The 16,310-nt window shown below is 73.0% G+C and carries 17 protein-coding genes and 1 pseudogene; 6 read left to right on the top strand and 12 right to left on the bottom strand.

Annotated features, from left to right (window positions below; translation table 11 throughout):
- Positions 1 to 10: 10 nt before the first annotated feature.
- The gene (gene map, locus ABZ945_RS00730) at positions 11 to 781 is read right to left on the bottom strand and encodes a type I methionyl aminopeptidase (protein WP_361261691.1); all 771 of its coding nucleotides are present in this window, start codon (positions 779 to 781) and stop codon (positions 11 to 13) included.
- A gap of 87 nt (positions 782 to 868) precedes the next feature.
- Between map and ABZ945_RS00735 the strand changes: the two genes are divergently transcribed.
- Both ABZ945_RS00735 and ABZ945_RS00740 read left to right on the top strand, forming a co-directional pair.
- Positions 869 to 1,171, top strand: a complete 303-nt coding sequence (locus ABZ945_RS00735; RefSeq protein WP_361261694.1) for a helix-turn-helix transcriptional regulator — start codon at positions 869 to 871, stop codon at positions 1,169 to 1,171.
- Between the two features lie 289 nt (positions 1,172 to 1,460).
- The gene (locus tag ABZ945_RS00740) at positions 1,461 to 2,633 is read left to right on the top strand and encodes a methyltransferase domain-containing protein (RefSeq protein ID WP_361261697.1); all 1,173 of its coding nucleotides are present in this window, start codon (positions 1,461 to 1,463) and stop codon (positions 2,631 to 2,633) included.
- Between the two features lie 59 nt (positions 2,634 to 2,692).
- Here ABZ945_RS00740 and ABZ945_RS00745 read toward each other — a convergent pair.
- Both ABZ945_RS00745 and ABZ945_RS00750 read right to left on the bottom strand, forming a co-directional pair.
- Positions 2,693 to 2,929, bottom strand: a pseudogene (locus ABZ945_RS00745) (Uma2 family endonuclease); the annotation flags it as partial.
- 112 nt (positions 2,930 to 3,041) lie between these two features.
- Positions 3,042 to 3,992, bottom strand: a complete 951-nt coding sequence (locus ABZ945_RS00750; RefSeq protein ID WP_361261700.1) for an arylamine N-acetyltransferase — start codon at positions 3,990 to 3,992, stop codon at positions 3,042 to 3,044.
- Positions 3,993 to 4,139: 147 nt separating this feature from the next.
- Between ABZ945_RS00750 and ABZ945_RS00755 the strand changes: the two genes are divergently transcribed.
- On the top strand, positions 4,140 to 4,367 hold the full coding sequence (locus ABZ945_RS00755; protein ID WP_361261703.1) for a hypothetical protein: 228 nt from the start codon (positions 4,140 to 4,142) through the stop codon (positions 4,365 to 4,367).
- Positions 4,368 to 4,384: 17 nt separating this feature from the next.
- On the opposite strand, the gene ABZ945_RS00760 is transcribed toward ABZ945_RS00755, so the two are convergent.
- Positions 4,385 to 5,074, bottom strand: coding sequence for a GDSL-type esterase/lipase family protein (locus ABZ945_RS00760; RefSeq protein WP_361261706.1), 690 nt, complete (start codon positions 5,072 to 5,074; stop codon positions 4,385 to 4,387).
- A 106-nt stretch (positions 5,075 to 5,180) separates the two neighbouring features.
- On the opposite strand from ABZ945_RS00760, the gene ABZ945_RS00765 reads away from it, so the two are divergent.
- On the top strand, positions 5,181 to 6,269 hold the full coding sequence (locus ABZ945_RS00765) for a WD40 repeat domain-containing protein (RefSeq protein ID WP_361261709.1): 1,089 nt from the start codon (positions 5,181 to 5,183) through the stop codon (positions 6,267 to 6,269).
- A 9-nt stretch (positions 6,270 to 6,278) separates the two neighbouring features.
- Here the strand turns inward: ABZ945_RS00765 and ABZ945_RS00770 are convergent, their stop codons facing one another.
- Positions 6,279 to 7,067, bottom strand: a complete 789-nt coding sequence (locus ABZ945_RS00770; protein WP_361261712.1) for a TetR/AcrR family transcriptional regulator C-terminal domain-containing protein — start codon at positions 7,065 to 7,067, stop codon at positions 6,279 to 6,281.
- An 88-nt stretch (positions 7,068 to 7,155) separates the two neighbouring features.
- On the opposite strand from ABZ945_RS00770, the gene ABZ945_RS00775 reads away from it, so the two are divergent.
- The gene (locus ABZ945_RS00775; protein WP_361262856.1) at positions 7,156 to 8,103 is read left to right on the top strand and encodes an ATP-binding cassette domain-containing protein; all 948 of its coding nucleotides are present in this window, start codon (positions 7,156 to 7,158) and stop codon (positions 8,101 to 8,103) included.
- Positions 8,100 to 8,945, top strand: coding sequence for an ABC transporter permease (locus ABZ945_RS00780; RefSeq protein WP_361261715.1), 846 nt, complete (start codon positions 8,100 to 8,102; stop codon positions 8,943 to 8,945). The genes ABZ945_RS00775 and ABZ945_RS00780 overlap by 4 nt, the downstream gene beginning before the upstream one ends.
- A 106-nt stretch (positions 8,946 to 9,051) precedes the next feature.
- Here ABZ945_RS00780 and serC read toward each other — a convergent pair whose 3' ends face one another.
- The 7 genes from serC to ABZ945_RS00815 form a co-directional block, all read right to left on the bottom strand.
- Entirely contained in the window at positions 9,052 to 10,170 is a 1,119-nt protein-coding gene (gene serC / locus ABZ945_RS00785; protein WP_361261718.1) for a phosphoserine transaminase, read from the bottom strand.
- An 86-nt stretch (positions 10,171 to 10,256) separates the two neighbouring features.
- Positions 10,257 to 11,492 carry a cytochrome P450 gene (locus tag ABZ945_RS00790; protein WP_361262859.1) on the bottom strand — a complete coding sequence of 412 codons (1,236 nt, stop codon included), beginning with the start codon at positions 11,490 to 11,492 and terminating at the stop codon, positions 10,257 to 10,259.
- Between the two features lie 65 nt (positions 11,493 to 11,557).
- The gene (locus ABZ945_RS00795; RefSeq protein WP_361261721.1) at positions 11,558 to 12,775 is read right to left on the bottom strand and encodes a cytochrome P450; all 1,218 of its coding nucleotides are present in this window, start codon (positions 12,773 to 12,775) and stop codon (positions 11,558 to 11,560) included.
- Positions 12,772 to 13,335 (bottom strand): ATP/GTP-binding protein, encoded by a 564-nt coding sequence (locus ABZ945_RS00800; protein ID WP_282576894.1) that lies wholly within the window; start codon positions 13,333 to 13,335, stop codon positions 12,772 to 12,774. The genes ABZ945_RS00795 and ABZ945_RS00800 overlap by 4 nt, the downstream gene beginning before the upstream one ends.
- A gap of 76 nt (positions 13,336 to 13,411) precedes the next feature.
- Entirely contained in the window at positions 13,412 to 13,804 is a 393-nt protein-coding gene (locus tag ABZ945_RS00805) for a DUF742 domain-containing protein (RefSeq protein ID WP_361261724.1), read from the bottom strand.
- The gene (locus tag ABZ945_RS00810; RefSeq protein WP_248634879.1) at positions 13,801 to 14,235 is read right to left on the bottom strand and encodes a roadblock/LC7 domain-containing protein; all 435 of its coding nucleotides are present in this window, start codon (positions 14,233 to 14,235) and stop codon (positions 13,801 to 13,803) included. The genes ABZ945_RS00805 and ABZ945_RS00810 overlap by 4 nt, the downstream gene beginning before the upstream one ends.
- A complete protein-coding gene (locus ABZ945_RS00815) occupies positions 14,232 to 16,073 on the bottom strand; it encodes an ATP-binding protein (protein ID WP_361261728.1) in 1,842 nt (613 codons plus the stop codon). The genes ABZ945_RS00810 and ABZ945_RS00815 overlap by 4 nt, the downstream gene beginning before the upstream one ends.
- Positions 16,074 to 16,310: the final 237 nt, after the last annotated feature.

The following is a 16,310-nucleotide window of genomic DNA, read 5'->3' on the forward strand; positions in this document are numbered from 1 at the left end:
CGGCCCGCGCCTACCTCGGCAGGGTGAGGATCTCGGCGCCGTCCTCGGTGATGGCGATGGTGTGCTCGCTGTGCGCCGTCCGGCAGCCCGTCGCACTGCGGAGCGTCCACCCGTCGGCGTCGGTGACGAGCTTGTCGGTGTCGGCCATGACCCACGGCTCCAGCGCCAGCAGCAGCCCGGGGCGCAGCTTGTAACCACGCCCTGGGCGGCCGGTGTTGGGCACGTGCGGGTCCTGGTGCATCGTCGATCCGATGCCATGGCCCCCGAACTCGGTGTTGATGGGGTACCCCGCCTCGCTGAGGACCGTACCGATGGCGTGGGAGAGGTCGCCGATGCGGGCCCCGGGCCCGGCGGCGGCGATCCCGGCGGCCAGCGCGCGCTCGGTCACCTCGATCAACTCGGCGCTCCCCGGGGGCCGCGCGTCGCCCACGAGGAAGCTGATGGCGGCGTCGGCGGCGACCCCGCCCTTGGCAACCGCGAGATCGAGGGTCAGTAGATCGCCGTTGGCGAGCGCGTAGTCGTACGGCCGTCCGTGGAGTACGGCGTCGTTGACGGCCGTGCAGATGTAGTGGCCGAACGGGCCGCGGCCGAAGGACGGTTCGTAGTCGACGTAGCAGGACTGCGCCCCGGCCTCCACGATCATGGCCTTGGCCCAGCGGTCGATGTCCAGGAGGTTGGTGCCGACCGCGCTGCGGCCCTTGAGGGTGTGCAGGATCTCGGCGACCAGGGCGCCGGTGTCTCCGGCCCGCGCCAGCATGGTGGGGTTCAGGATCTCGATCACGCGTCAGCCCTTCCGGCACGGCCCTCATGGGTCCAGTGGGTCCAATAACTATACCGGCCATACTGTACCGGTATTAGAATTGGGCCCATGGTCAGGTTGCCCCTCACCCCCGAAGAGGTCGAACGCGGACAGCGCCTCGGTGCCCTGCTCCGTCGGGCCAGGGGACAGCGCTCGATGCTCGATATCGCGCTCGCCGCAGGCGTCTCGCCGGAGACCCTGCGGAAGATCGAGTCAGGCCGGGTGGCCACCCCCGCCTTCCCGACCATCGCGGCGATCGCTGACGTCCTCGGCCTCTCGCTCGATGCGGTGTGGGCCGAGATCAGGCAGCCGGAGGAGGGCGCCGAGGCGGCCCATTCCGGTCACCGCGCGCGGGAGCCGCTGGCCTCTTAGGACTCCGGCCAGGGTGGCGGCGAGTGGGATGCCGGTGGCATCGGTGGTCGGGTGGGGTCCAAATCGGGCCGAGTTCTCCCATTCCGCCCTCCGCCCGAACGGCGACCCGCAAAGGTGAGGGTCAGAGACGCCCTCGCCGATCGGAGGCCCGTAGATGGGTAGCAGCCATGGCAAGCCGCCGGTGCCGAACCCCGCACCGCATGAACCGTCGCCTCGCGACTCGGATGGTCAGCACCCGGACATCGCCAAGCCGGGTGGCGGAGACCACCGTAAGCCGAAGGGCCGCTGAGTGGCGGACGGGCCTGTCGGGGAGGCCGAGTTCGCACAACTGCGGGACGAGGCCGCCGCCGAGCTGGAGCAGCGGGAAGCAATGCCGCGGGACTGGATGCGCCGGGCAGTGCGAGCGGTGCCGCGCGAGCGGTTCGTACCCGGTCGGGTGTGGTTGGAGGACGGTGAGGACTACCGCTCCTTTCACCGGGAGGATGACGAGCGGCGCTGGGCTCAGCTGGTGTACCGGGTGGACGCCCCGGTAGTGACCCAGGTGGACGATGGACAGGCCGACGGTCATCGGGGGGTGGGCCATCGGGGGGTTGTGCCGACCAGCAGCATCAGCGCGATGACGGCCGTCATGACCATGTTGGCCGAAGCCGAGCCCGAGCCTGACCAGCGGGTGCTGGAGATCGGAACGGGAACGGGGTACAACGCGGCGCTGCTGGCGGAGCGGGTCGGTGCCCGTGGGCGGGTGGTGAGCGTCGAGGTCGATCCGGTGGTGTGCGCTCAGGCTCGGCAGGCCCTGGAAGCGGCCGGGTATGACAGGGTGCGGGTGGTGGAGGCGGACGGCGAGGCCGGCTGGGCGGGGGAAGCCCCGTACGACCGTGTGCTGTCCACCGCGGCGGTGACCGCGGTGCCGTACGCGTGGGTGGCGCAGACCCGCCCCAGGGGAATCATCGTGTCCCCGTGGCGCACCCGCTTCCACCACCACGGCCTGGTTCGGCTGGTCGTCGCGCAGGACGGTACGGCGTCGGGACATTTCGTCGGCGCGGTGTCCTTCATGCTGATGCGTGGCCAGCGCCGCACCAGTGGGATCGAGACTCTCTTCACCCCGGCCGGCTGGGACGAGGCCCGCACCCAGCCGCTGGACCTGGCCTCCCTGCTGACCCGGCTGGAGAACCCGCACGCCCGGTTCGCCACCGGCTTGTACCTGCCGGACGTGGCGCACTGGCCGCAGGACGGCGGGCACTGGTGGTGCGGAGCAGGCTCCTGGGCCTACGCCGACGGCAAGACCGCCTACCAGTGGGGACCTCGCGATCTCATCGAGGAGACCTCCCGCGCGCTGGACACCTGGCACGCCGCCGACGAGCCGGCTCTCTTCGACTACGGGCTCACCGTGACCCCGGCAGGCTCCGGTACCTGGCTGCACCACCCCGGCAATCCCGTCATCGCGCGGACGCCTCTGGCATAGGCGAGCCGACTACTTCCCGCCGGGGAACGCGGCGGTGTCGAGGGTGACGCCGAAGGGGGGCCCAGCCTCTGGTAGATGCCGAGCTCGTCCGGCAGCGCCGAGTAGAGGCAGCGCTGTACGCGGTCCGCGATGGCGTGGTGGTGTGCGTGTGGCGGCGGTACCAGGAGGATCCGCGTCTGGTCGATCTCGGTGCGCCAGCCCTCGGGCACGTCCAGCTCACGCCATGTGTCGAGCAGGTACGCCCAGGCCGGGTGGGGTCCGGGGCCCGTGTCCTGGCCGTCCGGCGCGGCTTTCATCACGGGTCCCCTCTCCATGGCCTCAACAGGGCGAAGGTAGAGCGACATGGACGACTCAGGCGCGCACTGATGTCAGCGTCCTTCGATCGAGTGAGCCGTGCAGGGCGCCCGCTCAGCCCGCCGTCGGCAGCAGCGTCAGCCCCTCCGGCACCGTGATGCCGAACCGCTCGTCCAGGACGCGGCGGAGCTCGACCTCGTCGGCGAGGTCCCGTTCGGTGACGGTGCCGTCGGGGTGGGTCTCGACCAGGTGGCGGGCGTCCAGCGAGAGGTGGTGGCCGTCGGAGACGGTCCGCTGGGCGAAGGGGCGGTGGACGAAGGGGGAGTGCGGGTGGGTCGCCACGTACCAGTTGGAGACCTCGGCGTCGACGGGCTCGAACGGGTCGAGCGTGAAGGCGTACTGGGAGGTCCAGCGGTCCCCGGGGGCGTCGCCGGGCGTGTCCCCCGGCCCGTACCCGGCCTCCTCGTCCTCGGCAGCACCCGTCACGTACGCCTGGAGGGCCCACAGCTCCAGCGGCCCGTCGTGCGGCAGGTGGACCAGGCGGTGGCGGCGGCCCCGGTCGCGGGACTCCTCGCCGGTGGTCAGTGGGATCGGCCCGGCCAGCCCGCCGACGGAGCCGAAGCCGGCGTCGGCGAGGTACGGGCGGGGGGCGCCCGGGATCTCCACCTTCAGCGCCATATGGGTGCGCGGGCGGCTCTCCACGGTGCTCGCGCCCAGCGTGACGCGGGCGCCCACCGTCGTCACCGTGAAGCCCAGCGCCCGCAGGGCCAGCGCGAACAGGGTGTTCTGCTCGAAGCAGTAGCCGCCCCGGCGGCCGTGGACGAGCTTGGCCATCAGCTCGGCGGGCCGGAGGGAGGGGGCGGTACCGCCGAAGGAGTCCAGGTTCTCGAACGGGACCGCCCGCAGATGCGCCCAGTGCACACCCCGTAGCGTCGCCAGGTCGGCCCGCCGGGGACCCTCCCAGCCGATCCCCCTGAGATAGGCGTCCAGGTCGAAGCCCTGGACCTCGGTCCTCTCCCCGGCCTCCGTGCCGTCTGTGTGCCGGGTGCGCTCGGTGTCCGCCATGTCTCCAACGTAGGGGGCCGGGGAGCCCGGCGCCTGGGGCCTGCGGCCCGGTCCGACCGGGACTCCGGTCCTGGTCCCCGGGGCGGAGGCGGGCGGGCTTGAGAGGATGGTGGTGACCAAGACGGCTGGAGGGGAACGGACATGGGTGTGGCCCAACTGATTCTGATCGGACTGCTGGTGCTCGCTGTCGGAGGGTGTGTCTGCGTCTTCTGGGCGGCGCGGGGCGGCCCGCGCTGGGTGCGGGCGGTGTCCACCGTGACGCTCGGCGCGAGTGAGCTGGTGCGTGCCCGCCACCGCGCGAGCCGGAAGAGGAGTGGGTACCGGTCCGGTGACGGCGGCGGAAGCCTCGGCGCGGCCGACGGCGGCAGCGACTGAGCGGACCGCCGTCGGCCCTACCGGTCGTCGCCCTCGTACGGCTCGCCCAGGCCCCAGCCCTGGTGGAGGGCGGTGGCGAAGGCGGCGGCGATGCGGTGCTCGCCCGCCGGGCTGGGGTGGGTGCCGTCGTAGGTGTCGGTGTGCAGGTCGTACGGGGACGGGGGCGAGGCGAGGAGGAGCGGGGAGCCCGGCTCGTCCAGATCGGCGACCGCCTTGGCCAGCAGTTCGTTGAAGCGGGCGCACTGCTCGGCGAAGGCGGGCTCGTGCTCGGCGCGGACGTTGGGGATGACGGGCAGCAGTACGGCCCGGATATGCGGGTTCGCGGCCCGGGCGGCGGCCAGGAAGGCGTGGACGTTGCCCGCGGTCTGCTCGGCGTCGGTGTAGAAGCCGAGGTCGATCAGGCCGAGGGAGACCAGCAGGACGTCCGCCCGCCCGGCCCGTACCGCGTCGCCGATGAGCGGGGCCATATGGCACCAGCCCTCGCCCCAGCCGGCCAGATGGGCGCGGGCCTTGGGGGGAAAGGCGGGGTCCGCGTACTCCTGCGAGACGGGGGCGTCGGTGGACGGGTCGTAGAGCGCGGTGCGCGGGCCCACGATCTTGTAAGGGCCGCCGAAGGTGGCGTTCAGGTGCTGCCACATCCGGTAGCGCCAGGTGTAGTCGCCGGAGCGCCCGATGGTCATGGAGTCGCCGACGAACAGGAACCGCATGGCGTCATCATCGCCGATGCGGACGGGGGAGCGGGCCCGGGGGAGGGTGTGACCATGGACACGGGGGCGGGGCGGTGGGTCCCGGGTGACCAGGGACACTGGGCGTATGCCCGACGGATTCCGTAACCGACCCCCTCGCCCCGACCGATCCCCTCGCTCCGACCGTTCCCGTCGCTCCGACCGTTCCCGTCGCTCCGGCCGCCGGAGCCCGCGTCGCCCTACCGCCGCTCTGCTGCTCGCGGCGGCCACCGCCCTGCTTCCCGCCGGAACGGCCCGGGCGGCGGACGGGGACGGCGGGTTCACGATCGAGGACTCCCGGATCACCGAGTCCAGCGGGCTCGCCGCCAGCCGGGCGCACCCGGGGGTCTACTGGACGCACAACGACCAGGACGGGCCGAGGCTGTTCGCGGTGGACGGGCGGACCGGGAAGACCGTCGCCACGGTCACCCTGCGCGGGGTCGGCACCCCCCGGGACATGGAGGCCGTCTCCGTCGGGGCGGACGGCCAGGTCTACGTCGGCGACGTCGGGGACAACCTGGACGGCTCCTGGGACCACGTCTGGATCTACCGCTTCCGCGAGCCGGAGCGGCTGGCCGACCAGACCGTCAACGCCACCCAGTACACGGTGAAGTACGCCGACGGACCGCGGAACGCCGAGGCGCTGATGGTCCATCCGAGGACCGGCCGGGTCTATATCGCGTCCAAGAACGAGGACGGCGGCGGGCTGTACGAGGGGCCCGCGAAGCTGTCGGCGGGCGGGGTGAACACCTTCCGGCGGATCGGCGAGGTGCCCTGGGTGACCGACGGGGCGTTCTCCCCGGACGGGCGTGAGCTGGTGCTGCGCAGCTACTTCAGCGCGCGGGCGTACGAGTGGAAGGACGGCCGCCTGGGCGCGGACCGCCCGGTGAGCGCCCCCTTCCAGCGGCAGTCGGAGTCGGTGACGTACACCCTGGACGGCTCCACCCTGCTCTTCGGCTCCGAGGGCTCGGGCAGCGGTGTCGCGGCGGTGCGTGTCGAGCGGCCGGGGGGAGACTCCGCTGCTACCGGGAAGCCGTCGGGCGGGGCGGCGGCGGACCCCGAGGGGGCAGGGGACGACGGGAAGGGCGGCAGCCTGACCGTGGGCGCCCTGGTGCTCGCCGGGATCGCCGCCCTCTGGTTCGGCGCCCGGCGGAGCAGGAGGCGCCGCAGCGGCTGAGACCGGCCCTCAGGAAGCCGTCCCCCGCTTCCGCTCGGCGACGAGCGTCTCGAACCCCGTGACCAGGGCGTTCAGGCCGAACTCGAAGTGATCGAAGTCGGCGGAGAACGTATCGTCCGAGAGCGCTGCCGTGAGCGGGAACTCCCCACTCCGCATCGCCCGGTCCAGGAACGGTCCCTGCCGCGCCCAGAACTCCTCGTCGCTGACGCCCGTCTGCTGGGCGGCCTCCGTCGTCTCCAGCTCCATCCGGGCCACCCCGGCCGTGTAGTTGTGCACGGCGACGATGACGCCGAGGGTCTCCGGGTCGGTCAGGCCCATGTCCCGCAGCCCGGCCAGCGCCAGCTCCATGCTGCGCATCGTGTTCGGGCCGAGGGCCGTCCGGGCCTGGTTGACCTTGAGCAGCCAGGGCCGCTCCCGGTACATCCGCAGCTCGACGCGGCCCAGTTCGCGGGCCGCCTCGCGCCAGTCGGCGGGCGGCTCGCCCGGGCCCGCGATCACCAGGCCCTGTACATGGTCGAGCATCAGGTCCAGCAGCTCGGCCTTGCCCGGGACATAGCGGTAGAGCGACATGGTGCCCACGCCCAGGTCGGTGGAGAGGCGGCGCATCGACACCGCGGCCAGGCCCTCCGCGTCGGCGACCGCGACCGCGGCGGTGACGATCTGCTCCAGGGCCAGCCCCCGCTTGGGGCCGCGGTTCGGCGGCTCGCCCAGCCCCCACAGCAGCTCCAGGCTACGGGCGATGTCCCCGCTGCCACTGGTCGCCGTGGCCGGACCCGTACCGCTGTCACCGCTGCTCATACCCGTCAGCCTAAGCCGTTGGACAGAAACTGGGTACGCTGTACGCTGCTATCTGGGTACGGTGTACTCAATGGACGGGGAGGCCGGCATGAACGAATGGGCGGTACGGGCCGAGGGCCTGGAGAAGCGGTACGGGGAGAAGGCGGCGCTCGACGGGTTCGACCTCGCCGTCCGCTCCGGCACCGTGCACGGGCTGCTCGGCCCCAACGGGGCGGGCAAGACCACGGCGGTGCGGATCCTCGCCACCCTGCGCCGTCTCGACGGCGGGCGCGCCGAGGTCGCCGGGGTGGACGTGGCCCGCGACCCGGCCCGGGTGCGCGCGCTGATCGGGCTCACCGGGCAGTACGCGGCGGTGGACGAGGTGCTGACCGGGCGGCAGAACCTGGAGATGTTCGGCCGGCTGTTCCACCTGGGCGGCAAGCGAGCCCGGCGGCGGGCGGCCGAGCTGCTGGAGCGGTTCTCGCTCACCGAGGCCGCCGACCAGGGCGTGGAGGGCTACAGCGGCGGGATGCGCCGCCGGCTGGACCTGGCCGCCTCGATGATCCTCGCCCCCCGGGTGCTCTTCCTGGACGAGCCGACCACCGGGCTGGACCCGCGCGGGCGCGGCGAGGTCTGGGAGGCGGTCCGGGCGCTGGTCGCCGACGGCACCACGGTCCTCCTCACCACCCAGTATCTGGAGGAGGCCGACCGGCTGGCCTCCCGGATCACCGTCATCGACCGGGGCCGGGCCATCGCCGACGACACCCCGGAGGCGCTGAAGAACCGGGTGGGCGGCGACCGTATCGAGGTGGTCGCGGTGGACGCGGCCGACCTGCCCGCGGTCGCCAAGGCGGTGGCCCGGGTGTGCGAGGGCGAGCCGCGCACCGAGGAGGGCGAGCGGCGGGTGCACGCACCCGTCACCGACCGGGTCGCGGCCCTCACCGAGGTCGCCCGGACCCTCCAGGACGAGGGCATCGCGGCCGAGGACATCGGGCTGCGCCGACCGAGCCTTGACGACGTCTTCCTGCGCCTGACCGGAGAGGTGGCCACGGTATGAGCCAGACGATCACGAAAACCGGATCGGAGGTCGGCGGCGGCCGGGGACGGGCGTACTGGGCGGTGGCCGACTGCCTCAACCTCGTACGCCGCACCCTGACCCACTACCGGCGCAAGCCCGTCAACATCCTCTGGCAGCTCGGCTTCCCGATCGTCTCGGTGCTGCTGTACGGGTATGTGTTCGGCGGCGCGATGAAGCCGCCGGGCGGCGGGGGCGCGTCCGACTACCGGGACTTCCTGATGCCCGGCATGTTCGTGATGACCATGGCCTTCGGCTTCATGAACACCGCGCTGGCGGTGGTGACCGACGCCTCCAAGGGTGTCACCGACCGGTTCCGCTCGATGCCGATGGCTCCCTCCGCGGTGGTCAGCGGGCGCTGGCTGACCGATCTGCTGGTGGCCTCCGCCGAGCTGGCCATCCTCGCGCTCACCGCGCTGGCCATGGGCTGGCGGCCGGACGGCGGACTGGCGGGCGGGGCGGCCGGGTTCGCGCTGCTGCTCCTGCTGCGGTCCTGCCTGATCTGGGTGGGCGCCTGGCTGGGCCTGCTGGTGCCCACCCCGGAGGCGGCCGGCGGACTGTACGTGGTGGCCTTCCCGGTCACCATGGTCTCCAGCGTCTTCGTCGCCCCCTCCACCATGCCCGACTGGCTGGCCGCGGTCGCCGCCTGGAACCCGATCTCCTCCACGGCGGCGGCCACCCGCGAACTCTTCGGCAACCCGGTCGGCTCGGACGGCAGCTGGGTGCAGGAGAACGCGATCCTGATGGCGGTGGTCTGGCCGCTGGCGATCACGGCGGTGTTCCTGCCGCTGGCGGTACGGCGGTTCCGGCGGTTGAGCCGGTAGGCCGGGGAAGCGGGGCCGGGTCCGGCGGTTGAGCCGCTGAGCCCCTGAAAACGGGGGCGGGGCCCGGCGGACACCATCCGCCGGGCCCCGCCCTCCCCGCAAGGGATTACAGCCGCTCGATGACGTAGTCCACGCAGGCGGTCAGCGCCTCGACGTCGGCCGGGTCGATGGCCGGGAACATGGCGACCCGCAACTGGTTGCGGCCCAGCTTGCGGTAGGGCTCGGTGTCCACGATGCCGTTGGCGCGCAGCACCTTGGCGATGGCGGCCGCGTCGATGTCGTCGCTGAAGTCGATGGTGCCGATGACCTGCGAGCGCTTGGCCGGGTCGGTGACGAACGGGGTGGCGTGCTTGGAACCCTCGGCCCAGCCGTAGAGGTTCCGCGCGGAGGTGGCCGTGCGGCGCACCGTCCAGTCCAGCCCGCCCTGGCCGTTGATCCACTTCAGCTGCTCGTTGAGCAGGAAGAGGGTGGAGAGGGCCGGGGTGTTGTACGTCTGGTTCTTCAGGGAGTTGTCGATGGCGGTGGGGAGGCTGAAGAACTCGGGAACGTGGCGGCCCGAGCCGTGCACCCGGGCGGCGCGCTCCAGGGCGGCCGGGGAGAAGACGCCGATCCACAGGCCGCCGTCGGAGGCGAAGGACTTCTGCGGGGCGAAGTAGTAGACGTCGGTCTCGGTGATGTCGACCGGCAGGCCGCCCGCGCCGGAGGTGGCGTCCACCAGGACCAGCGCGCCCTCGTCGGCGCCCTCGGCCCGCTTGATCGGGGCGGCGACACCGGTGGAGGTCTCGTTGTGGGTGAAGGCGTAGACGTCCACGCCGGCCTCGGCGCGCGGCTCGGGGTGGGTGCCCGGGTCGGCGGAGATGACGGTGGGCTCGGCCAGCCAGGGGGCGAGCTTGGCGGCCTTGGCGAACTTGGAGGAGAACTCGCCGAAGGAGAGGTGCTGCGACTTCTCCTCGATCAGGCCGTGGGTCGCGATGTCCCAGAACGCGGTGGAGCCGCCGTTGCCGAGGATGACCTCGTACCCCTCGGGGAGGGAGAACAGCTCGGCTACGCCGGAGCGGACCTCGCCGACCAGGTTCTTGACCGGGGCCTGGCGGTGGGAGGTGCCGAGGAGGGAGGTGCCGGTGGCGGCCAGGGCGTCCAGCGCCTCCGTACGCACCTTGGAGGGGCCCGCGCCGAAACGGCCGTCGGCGGGCTTGATGTCAGCGGGAATCTGGATCTCAGCCACGGGCCGGAGCCTAGTCCCTGACGGACACGGCCGAGGACCGTGTCCGTCCGATGAGACGTGATCTTGAGACGATCCCGGTGTGGTGGTTAGCCCAGCAGCACCGGCAGCTCGAAGAGGTCGTTCTGGGTGACCACCGGCTTGTTGCGCAGCTCGGAGGCGGGAACGGCCAGGTCGAGGGCGGGGAAGCGGGCGTAGAGGGCGGGCAGCGCCACCCCCGCCTCCAGCCGGGAGAGCGCCGCGCCCGGGCAGACGTGCGGGCCGTGGCCGAAGGAGATGTGCCGGATCGGGGAGCGGGCGGCGTCGAACTCCCCGGCCGTGGGGCCGTGCTGCCGCTCGTCGCGGCCGATGGCGGCGTACGAGACGATCAGCGCCTCGCCCTGGGGCAGCACCTGCTCGCCCACCGCCACGTCCTCGGTGGCGAACCGGAGCAGTACGTGGGAGGTGGGCGTGTCATGGCGCAGGGTTTCCTCGACCACCGCGTCCCAGGAGATCTCGCCGGCCAGGACCCGGGCCCGCTGGTCGGGATGGGTGGAGAGGTTGACCACGGCGTTGACGATGAGCGAGATCGTGGTCTCGTGCCCGGCCGCCACCATCAGCTGGAGGGTGGAGACGATCTCCTCGTCGGTGAGGTGGTCGCCGTTCTCGGAGGCCTGGATCAGGGCGCTGGTGAGGTCGTCGCCAGGGGCGGCGCGGCGCTCGGCCACCGTGCGGCCCATGATCCCGGCCAGCTCCATCAGGGTGGCGAGGACCTCCTCCGGCGCGGTCTGGGTGGAGAAGAACTTGTCGAAGAGGACCTTGAGGCGGGGGTGGTCGGCCTCGTCCACCCCCATCAGCTCGCTGACCACGTACATCGGCAGCGGGTAGGCGAAGGTGGCCTTCAGATCGACGGGGCCGCCGTTCCCGGCCGCCTGTTCGGCGGCGAGGCGGTCCAGCAGGCCGTCCACCAGCTCGGTGATCCGCTCGCGCATCCGCTCCACCCGGCGCGGGGTGAGCGCCTGGGCGACCAGGCTCCGCATCCGGCGGTGGTCCTCGCCGTCCACGGTGAGCATGGAGCGGGGCGGGTTGGCCAGGCCGATCAGCGGCCAGTCGGCGGGTATCTCGCCGCGCTGCCAGGCACCCCAGACGTCGATGTCCTTCACCAGCCGTCTGTCGGTGAGGAGTTCGCGGGCCTCGGCGTGGTGGGTGACCGCCCACACCGGTACGCCGCCGGGCAGCACCACCCGCGCCAGCGGCCCGGCCGCGCGCAGCCGGGCGCTCTCCCCGTCCAGGTCGGTGACGAAGGGGTCGAGGACGATGGGGGCCTGGGTGCCGGAGTGGCCCATCGGGCAGCCGGCGGGATGGGCCGTGGGCGCGGTGGCGGTCTCCGGCTCGGTCAGCGGTTCGGCGCTCACGGGTGGCCTCCCAGGGCGGGGGTCGGGGTGAAGTGGACGGGCAGCTCGGTCATCCCGCGCAGCCAGGGCGACGGGCGCCGGGTCAACTCATCCGCGTAGACCGTCAGTTCCAGGTCGGGCAGCCGGTCGAGCAGCACCTCGATACCGGTCCGGGCGATGACCTCGGCGATCTCCTGGGCCGGGAACGGGCAGCGGTGGTCGCCGTGGCCGAAGGAGAAGTGGGCGCCGTTGCCGCCGGTCATGGCCGAGCTGTCGATATGCACCTGCGGGTCGGCGTTGGCGGCGGCCAGGCCGAGCAGCAGCAGATCGCCGGCCTTGATGTGCCGGCCGCCCAGGTGGGTGTCCCGGGAGGCCCAGCGCCCGGCCACGTTCTGGGTGGGCGTGTCGGCCCACAGCACCTCGTTCATCGCCTCGGCGACCGAGTGCCGGCCGCCGGAGAGCGAGGCGGCGAACCGCTCGTCGGTGAGCATCAGCCGCAGCGAGTTGCCGATCCAGTCGGCGGTGGGCTGGTGGCCCGCGGCGAGCATCACCATCATGTCCTGGGCGATCTCCTCGACGGTGAAGCCCGAGGTGTCGGCCAGCATCCGCGACGCCACGTCCTCGGCCGGCTCCTGCTGCCGGGCGGCCAGCAGCTCCATCACCGCCGTGGCCATGTGCTGCTGGCCCGCGAGCGCGCCCTCCTGGCCGTTGATCATGTCGTTGAGCGCGGTGACCAGGGCCGGGCCCTGCTCGTCCGGCACCCCGTAGATCCGGACCAGCACGCGGACCGGGAGGAGGGAGGCGTACTGGCCGATCAGCTCCGCCTCGCCGACCCCGCAGAACGCGTCGATCAGCCCGTCCGCGTAGCTCTCCGCGTACCGCCGCAGGACGAACGGGTCGACGGACTCCAGCGCCCCGGCGACCATCCGGGCCCGCAGCCGGTGGCGTTCACCGACCGTGTAGAGGATGGACGGCTGCTTGCGGCCGATCATCGGCAACAGCGGCCAGTCGGCCGGGATGCGGTCCCACTGGTTCCACAGCTCGGAGTCCCGGCTGAACAGCACCGGGTCGCTGGTGACCTGGTGCAGCTCGCGGTAGTCCAGCACCAGCCAGGCCGGGACGTCCCCGTCCAGAACCACCGGGGCGACGGGGCCGTGGTCGCGGCGCATCTCCCGGTACAGCCGGGTCGGGTCGGACTGGAACCGGGGCCCGGACAGGGGCACGGGCGCGGTCATACGGGGGTCTCCTGCAATGCCTGCGGGGTGGCCCGGGCCACCTGGGTGCGAAGGTGCTCGATCAGGGTGATCAGCACGTACTTGCTGGACGAGCGGTCGCGGGCGTCGCACTCCACCAGCGGCACGTGCTCGCCGAGGTCGAGCGCCTCGCGGATCTCGGCCTCGGTGTGCGCGGGGCCGCCGAAGTCGTTGCAGGCCACGATGAACGGGGTGCCGTGGTGCTCCAGCCGGTCGATCGCGTACCAGGAGTCGGCGATCCGCCGGGTGTCCACCAGTACCACCGCGCCGAGGGTGCCGGAGAACAGCCGGTCCCAGAGGAACCAGAAACGTTCCTGCCCGGGTGCCCCGAAGAGGTAGAGCACATTGTGCGCGTCCAGGGTGATCCGGCCGAAGTCAAAGGCGACCGTGGTGGCCGTCTTGGTGCCGACCGCGCTGGTGTCGTCCACCTCCTCGCCCGCCCGGGTCATGGTCTCCTCGGTGTTGAGCGGGCGGATCTCGCTCACCGAGCGGACCAGGGTGGTCTTGCCCACGCCGAAGCCGCCGACGACCACGATCTTCAGCCCGTTGTCGGCGGTGGTGGCGAGCTGGGGGCGGGACCCGGCGACGGAGGGCCCCTGGCCCGGGTCCGGCGTCGCGTCAGAGGTTGCGGAGTCCAACGAGCACCTGCTCCAGGATGTCGGGGTCGGGAAGGCGGTAGCCGCCGGGGCCGCCGGCCTGTGTACGGGGGTGGCGGGCGCTGATCCGGCCGGTGTCGAGCAGGTCGGACAGCAGGATGCGGGTGATGCCCACCGGCAGCCCCAGCTCGGCGGCCACCTCCACCATCGCCGTGGGCCGCCGGCACAGCCGCAGGATCGCCGCGTGCTCGGACTGCATGCCCGGCGCCGGCTCGGACTCCGTGACGACCAGGGTGACCAGGTCGAACGGGGTGTCCGGGCCGGAGCGGGTGCGGCCCCCGGTCACCGTGTAGAGCCGGTCCGGTGACTCGTCGCGGTGGCTGAGGGGCCCCGGGCCCGTGCGGCGCGGGCTCACGGCTGCCGGGGCTCGGCGTGCAGGTGCTCGCCGAGCTGCTCGACGAGCTCGCTCATGTTGTGCCCGACCAGGCCCACGTCGGAGTCCTCGGCGGCCACCACCGCGAGATGGGCGCCCTCGCCCGCCTCCACGATCAGCAGGATGCCGCCGTAGAACTCGGCCATCGCGGAACGGACCCCGCCGCTGCCGTCGCCGAACTCCATCGACGCGCCGTGCGACAGGCTCTGGATGCCGGCCGAGATGGCGGCGAGCTGGTCGGCCTGGTCGATGGAGAGCTCGGGGGTGCGGCACAGCTTGAGCCCGTCCCGGGAGAGCACCAGCGCGTGGCGGGCTCCCGGGGTGCGGCTCAGCAGGTTCTCCAGCAGCCAGTCGAGCTTCTCGTCGGTGGTGCCGGTGAGGGCGGGCGTGGTGCCGTGGGGGCCGGTGGTCATCGGGGGTTGCCTTCCGTGGTGTTGCTGCGTACCGCTTCGCGGAAGCTGCTGAAACGGGCTGCGGCCGGGCCGGCCGGCCGTGCCGCGCCCCGGGCCGGGGCGGCCGGGGCGTGGGAGGGTTCGGCGGAGTCGGGGGTCCCGCCGGGGTGGGCGGCCGCCAGGGTCTCGCCGCGCCGCCGCTTGGGGAGGGTGGCGGGAGGGGTATCGGTCGCGGGCTCGGGAGCGGTCTCGGGGGCGGCGTCCTCGGTGGTCGAGTGCTCCGCGGTGGCCGGGGTCTCCTCCGTGGCGGCGGGGGCCGGGGCCGGGCGGGCCACACGCGTAGGGAGCCCGGCGGTGGTGGGGGAGGGGGCGGTGGTACGGGACGGGGTGGCCGTACGGGACGGGGCAGGCGCGCCCGCCGCCTCCCGGCCCTGTACCGCCTCCCGGCCCTGTACCGCCGCCGTCGCCGTACGCGTCCGGGCCGCGCCGGCTCCCCGCACCGGGGCCGACGCGCGGCTGACCAGCTCGTGCGGGACGCGCACCACCACTCCGGTGCCGCCGCGCGCCGAGGGGCGGAAGGAGACGGCCAGCCCGTGCTTGCGGGCCAGCCGGCCGACGACGGCGAGGCCGAGCCGGGTGCCGGACAGCCCGGTCAGCCCGTCGTGGTCGGCGGTGACCGCCTGTTCGGCGCGGCGCAGCTGAACGTCGCTCATCACCAGGCCGCTGTCCTCGATGGTGACGACCAGTCCGGCCGGTACGTCCTCCACATAGACATGCACCTCGGCGGTGGGCGGCGAGAAGGTGGCGGCGTTGTCGAGCAGTTCGGCGAGCGCGTGCATCACGCCCTCGGCGGCGTGCCCGGCGATCGCGGCGTCACTGGTGTTGTGCAGCCGGACCCGCTGGTAGCCGCTGATCCGGCCCATGGCGCCGCGCAGGATCGACTCCATCACGATCGGCTTCGCCCAGCGGCGGCCCGAACGCGCGCCCGTGAGCACCGCCACCGAGTCGGCGAGCCGGCCGGCCTGGGCGGTGCGGTGGTCCAGGTGGAGCAGGTCGGTGAGCACATCCTCGTCGCTGTGCCGGTGCTCCATCTCGCGCAGGTCGGCCAGCATGCTGGTGGACAGCGCCTGCATCCGGCCGGCCGCGTTGGCGCAGGCGGCGAGGGCGGCGGCCCGGTTGCTCTCGCTGCGTGCGGCCTGGGTACGGGCCCGGGCGGCGTCGGCGAGGGCGCGTTCGGCGTCCACCCGGGCGAGGGCGGTGATCCGGTCGGCCTCGGTGCGCGCCTCGGCCGCCTCCGCGCGTACCTCGGTGACCGTGCGGTCCGCCTCGGCGTGTACCTCGGCCACGGCCCGTTCCGCCTCGGCGCGTATCTCGGCGACGGTCCGTTCGGCCTCGGCGCGGGTGGCGGCCACCAGCTGGTCCGCCTCGATCCGGACGGCGGTGACGGTGCGGTCCGCCTCCAGCCGGGCCGCCTCGGCGGTCTGCTCGGCCCCGGTGTGGGCCACGGCCACCGCGCGCTCGGCGTAGTCACGGGCGTCGGTCACCGCCCGGTCGGCCTCGGCACGCGTCCGCTGGGCGTCGGCCCGGGCGTCGGCGGCGATCCTGGCCGCCTCGGCGGTGCGGCGGTCGGCCTCGGCGGAACGGGCGGCGTCCCGTGCGCGCATCCGCTTCAGCGCGTCCAGCGCGGAGGCGGCGGTGGTGACGGCGGCGGTCAACAGGACGGCGGCCGCGATCGACCCCCAGGCGAGCGGTGCCCGCACGGAGTCGGGAGCGACGGCCACCGCCCCCACGCACAGGAGGCCGGTGACGGCCGCCGATATCAGCAGGGCCGGCACTACCGGCCGGATGGAGGGGCGCAAATCGTCAGTCCTCAGCGGGTGTCGGGCGTCGGGCGGGCGGTGGTCGGCGTGGGGTGGATGAGTTCTGGAGCCGTCGATTCCTGATCCTGAGAATTCTTGGTCACTATAGGAGAATTGACGATCACTTTGGAAAGCTGGTGTGCGCATTCTTACGGACTGAGAACACGACCTGCACAGCCCGCCCTGAGACCGCTCTCAGCCCCTGCGCGCGAAGGCCGCCCTCGGCCCGTGTTCCCA

It is taken from the genome of Streptomyces sp. NPDC046887 (assembly GCF_040644755.1).
GTDB classification, from domain to species: domain Bacteria; phylum Actinomycetota; class Actinomycetes; order Streptomycetales; family Streptomycetaceae; genus Streptomyces; species Streptomyces lichenis.

Coding starts and splice junctions, on each gene's coding strand:
- ABZ945_RS00770 (WP_361261712.1), bottom strand. CDS start 7,067: ATGAGCAGCGGTGACAGCGGTACGGGTCCGGCCACGGCGACCAGTGGC.
- ABZ945_RS00780 (WP_361261715.1), top strand. CDS start 8,100: ATGAGCCAGACGATCACGAAAACCGGATCGGAGGTCGGCGGCGGCCGG.
- ABZ945_RS00750 (WP_361261700.1), bottom strand. CDS start 3,992: ATGGCGGACACCGAGCGCACCCGGCACACAGACGGCACGGAGGCCGGG.
- ABZ945_RS00760 (WP_361261706.1), bottom strand. CDS start 5,074: ATGCGGTTCCTGTTCGTCGGCGACTCCATGACCATCGGGCGCTCCGGC.
- ABZ945_RS00790 (WP_361262859.1), bottom strand. CDS start 11,492: ATGGGCCACTCCGGCACCCAGGCCCCCATCGTCCTCGACCCCTTCGTC.
- ABZ945_RS00735 (WP_361261694.1), top strand. CDS start 869: ATGGTCAGGTTGCCCCTCACCCCCGAAGAGGTCGAACGCGGACAGCGC.
- ABZ945_RS00810 (WP_248634879.1), bottom strand. CDS start 14,235: ATGACCACCGGCCCCCACGGCACCACGCCCGCCCTCACCGGCACCACC.
- ABZ945_RS00775 (WP_361262856.1), top strand. CDS start 7,156: ATGAACGAATGGGCGGTACGGGCCGAGGGCCTGGAGAAGCGGTACGGG.
- ABZ945_RS00795 (WP_361261721.1), bottom strand. CDS start 12,775: ATGACCGCGCCCGTGCCCCTGTCCGGGCCCCGGTTCCAGTCCGACCCG.
- ABZ945_RS00765 (WP_361261709.1), top strand. CDS start 5,181: ATGCCCGACGGATTCCGTAACCGACCCCCTCGCCCCGACCGATCCCCT.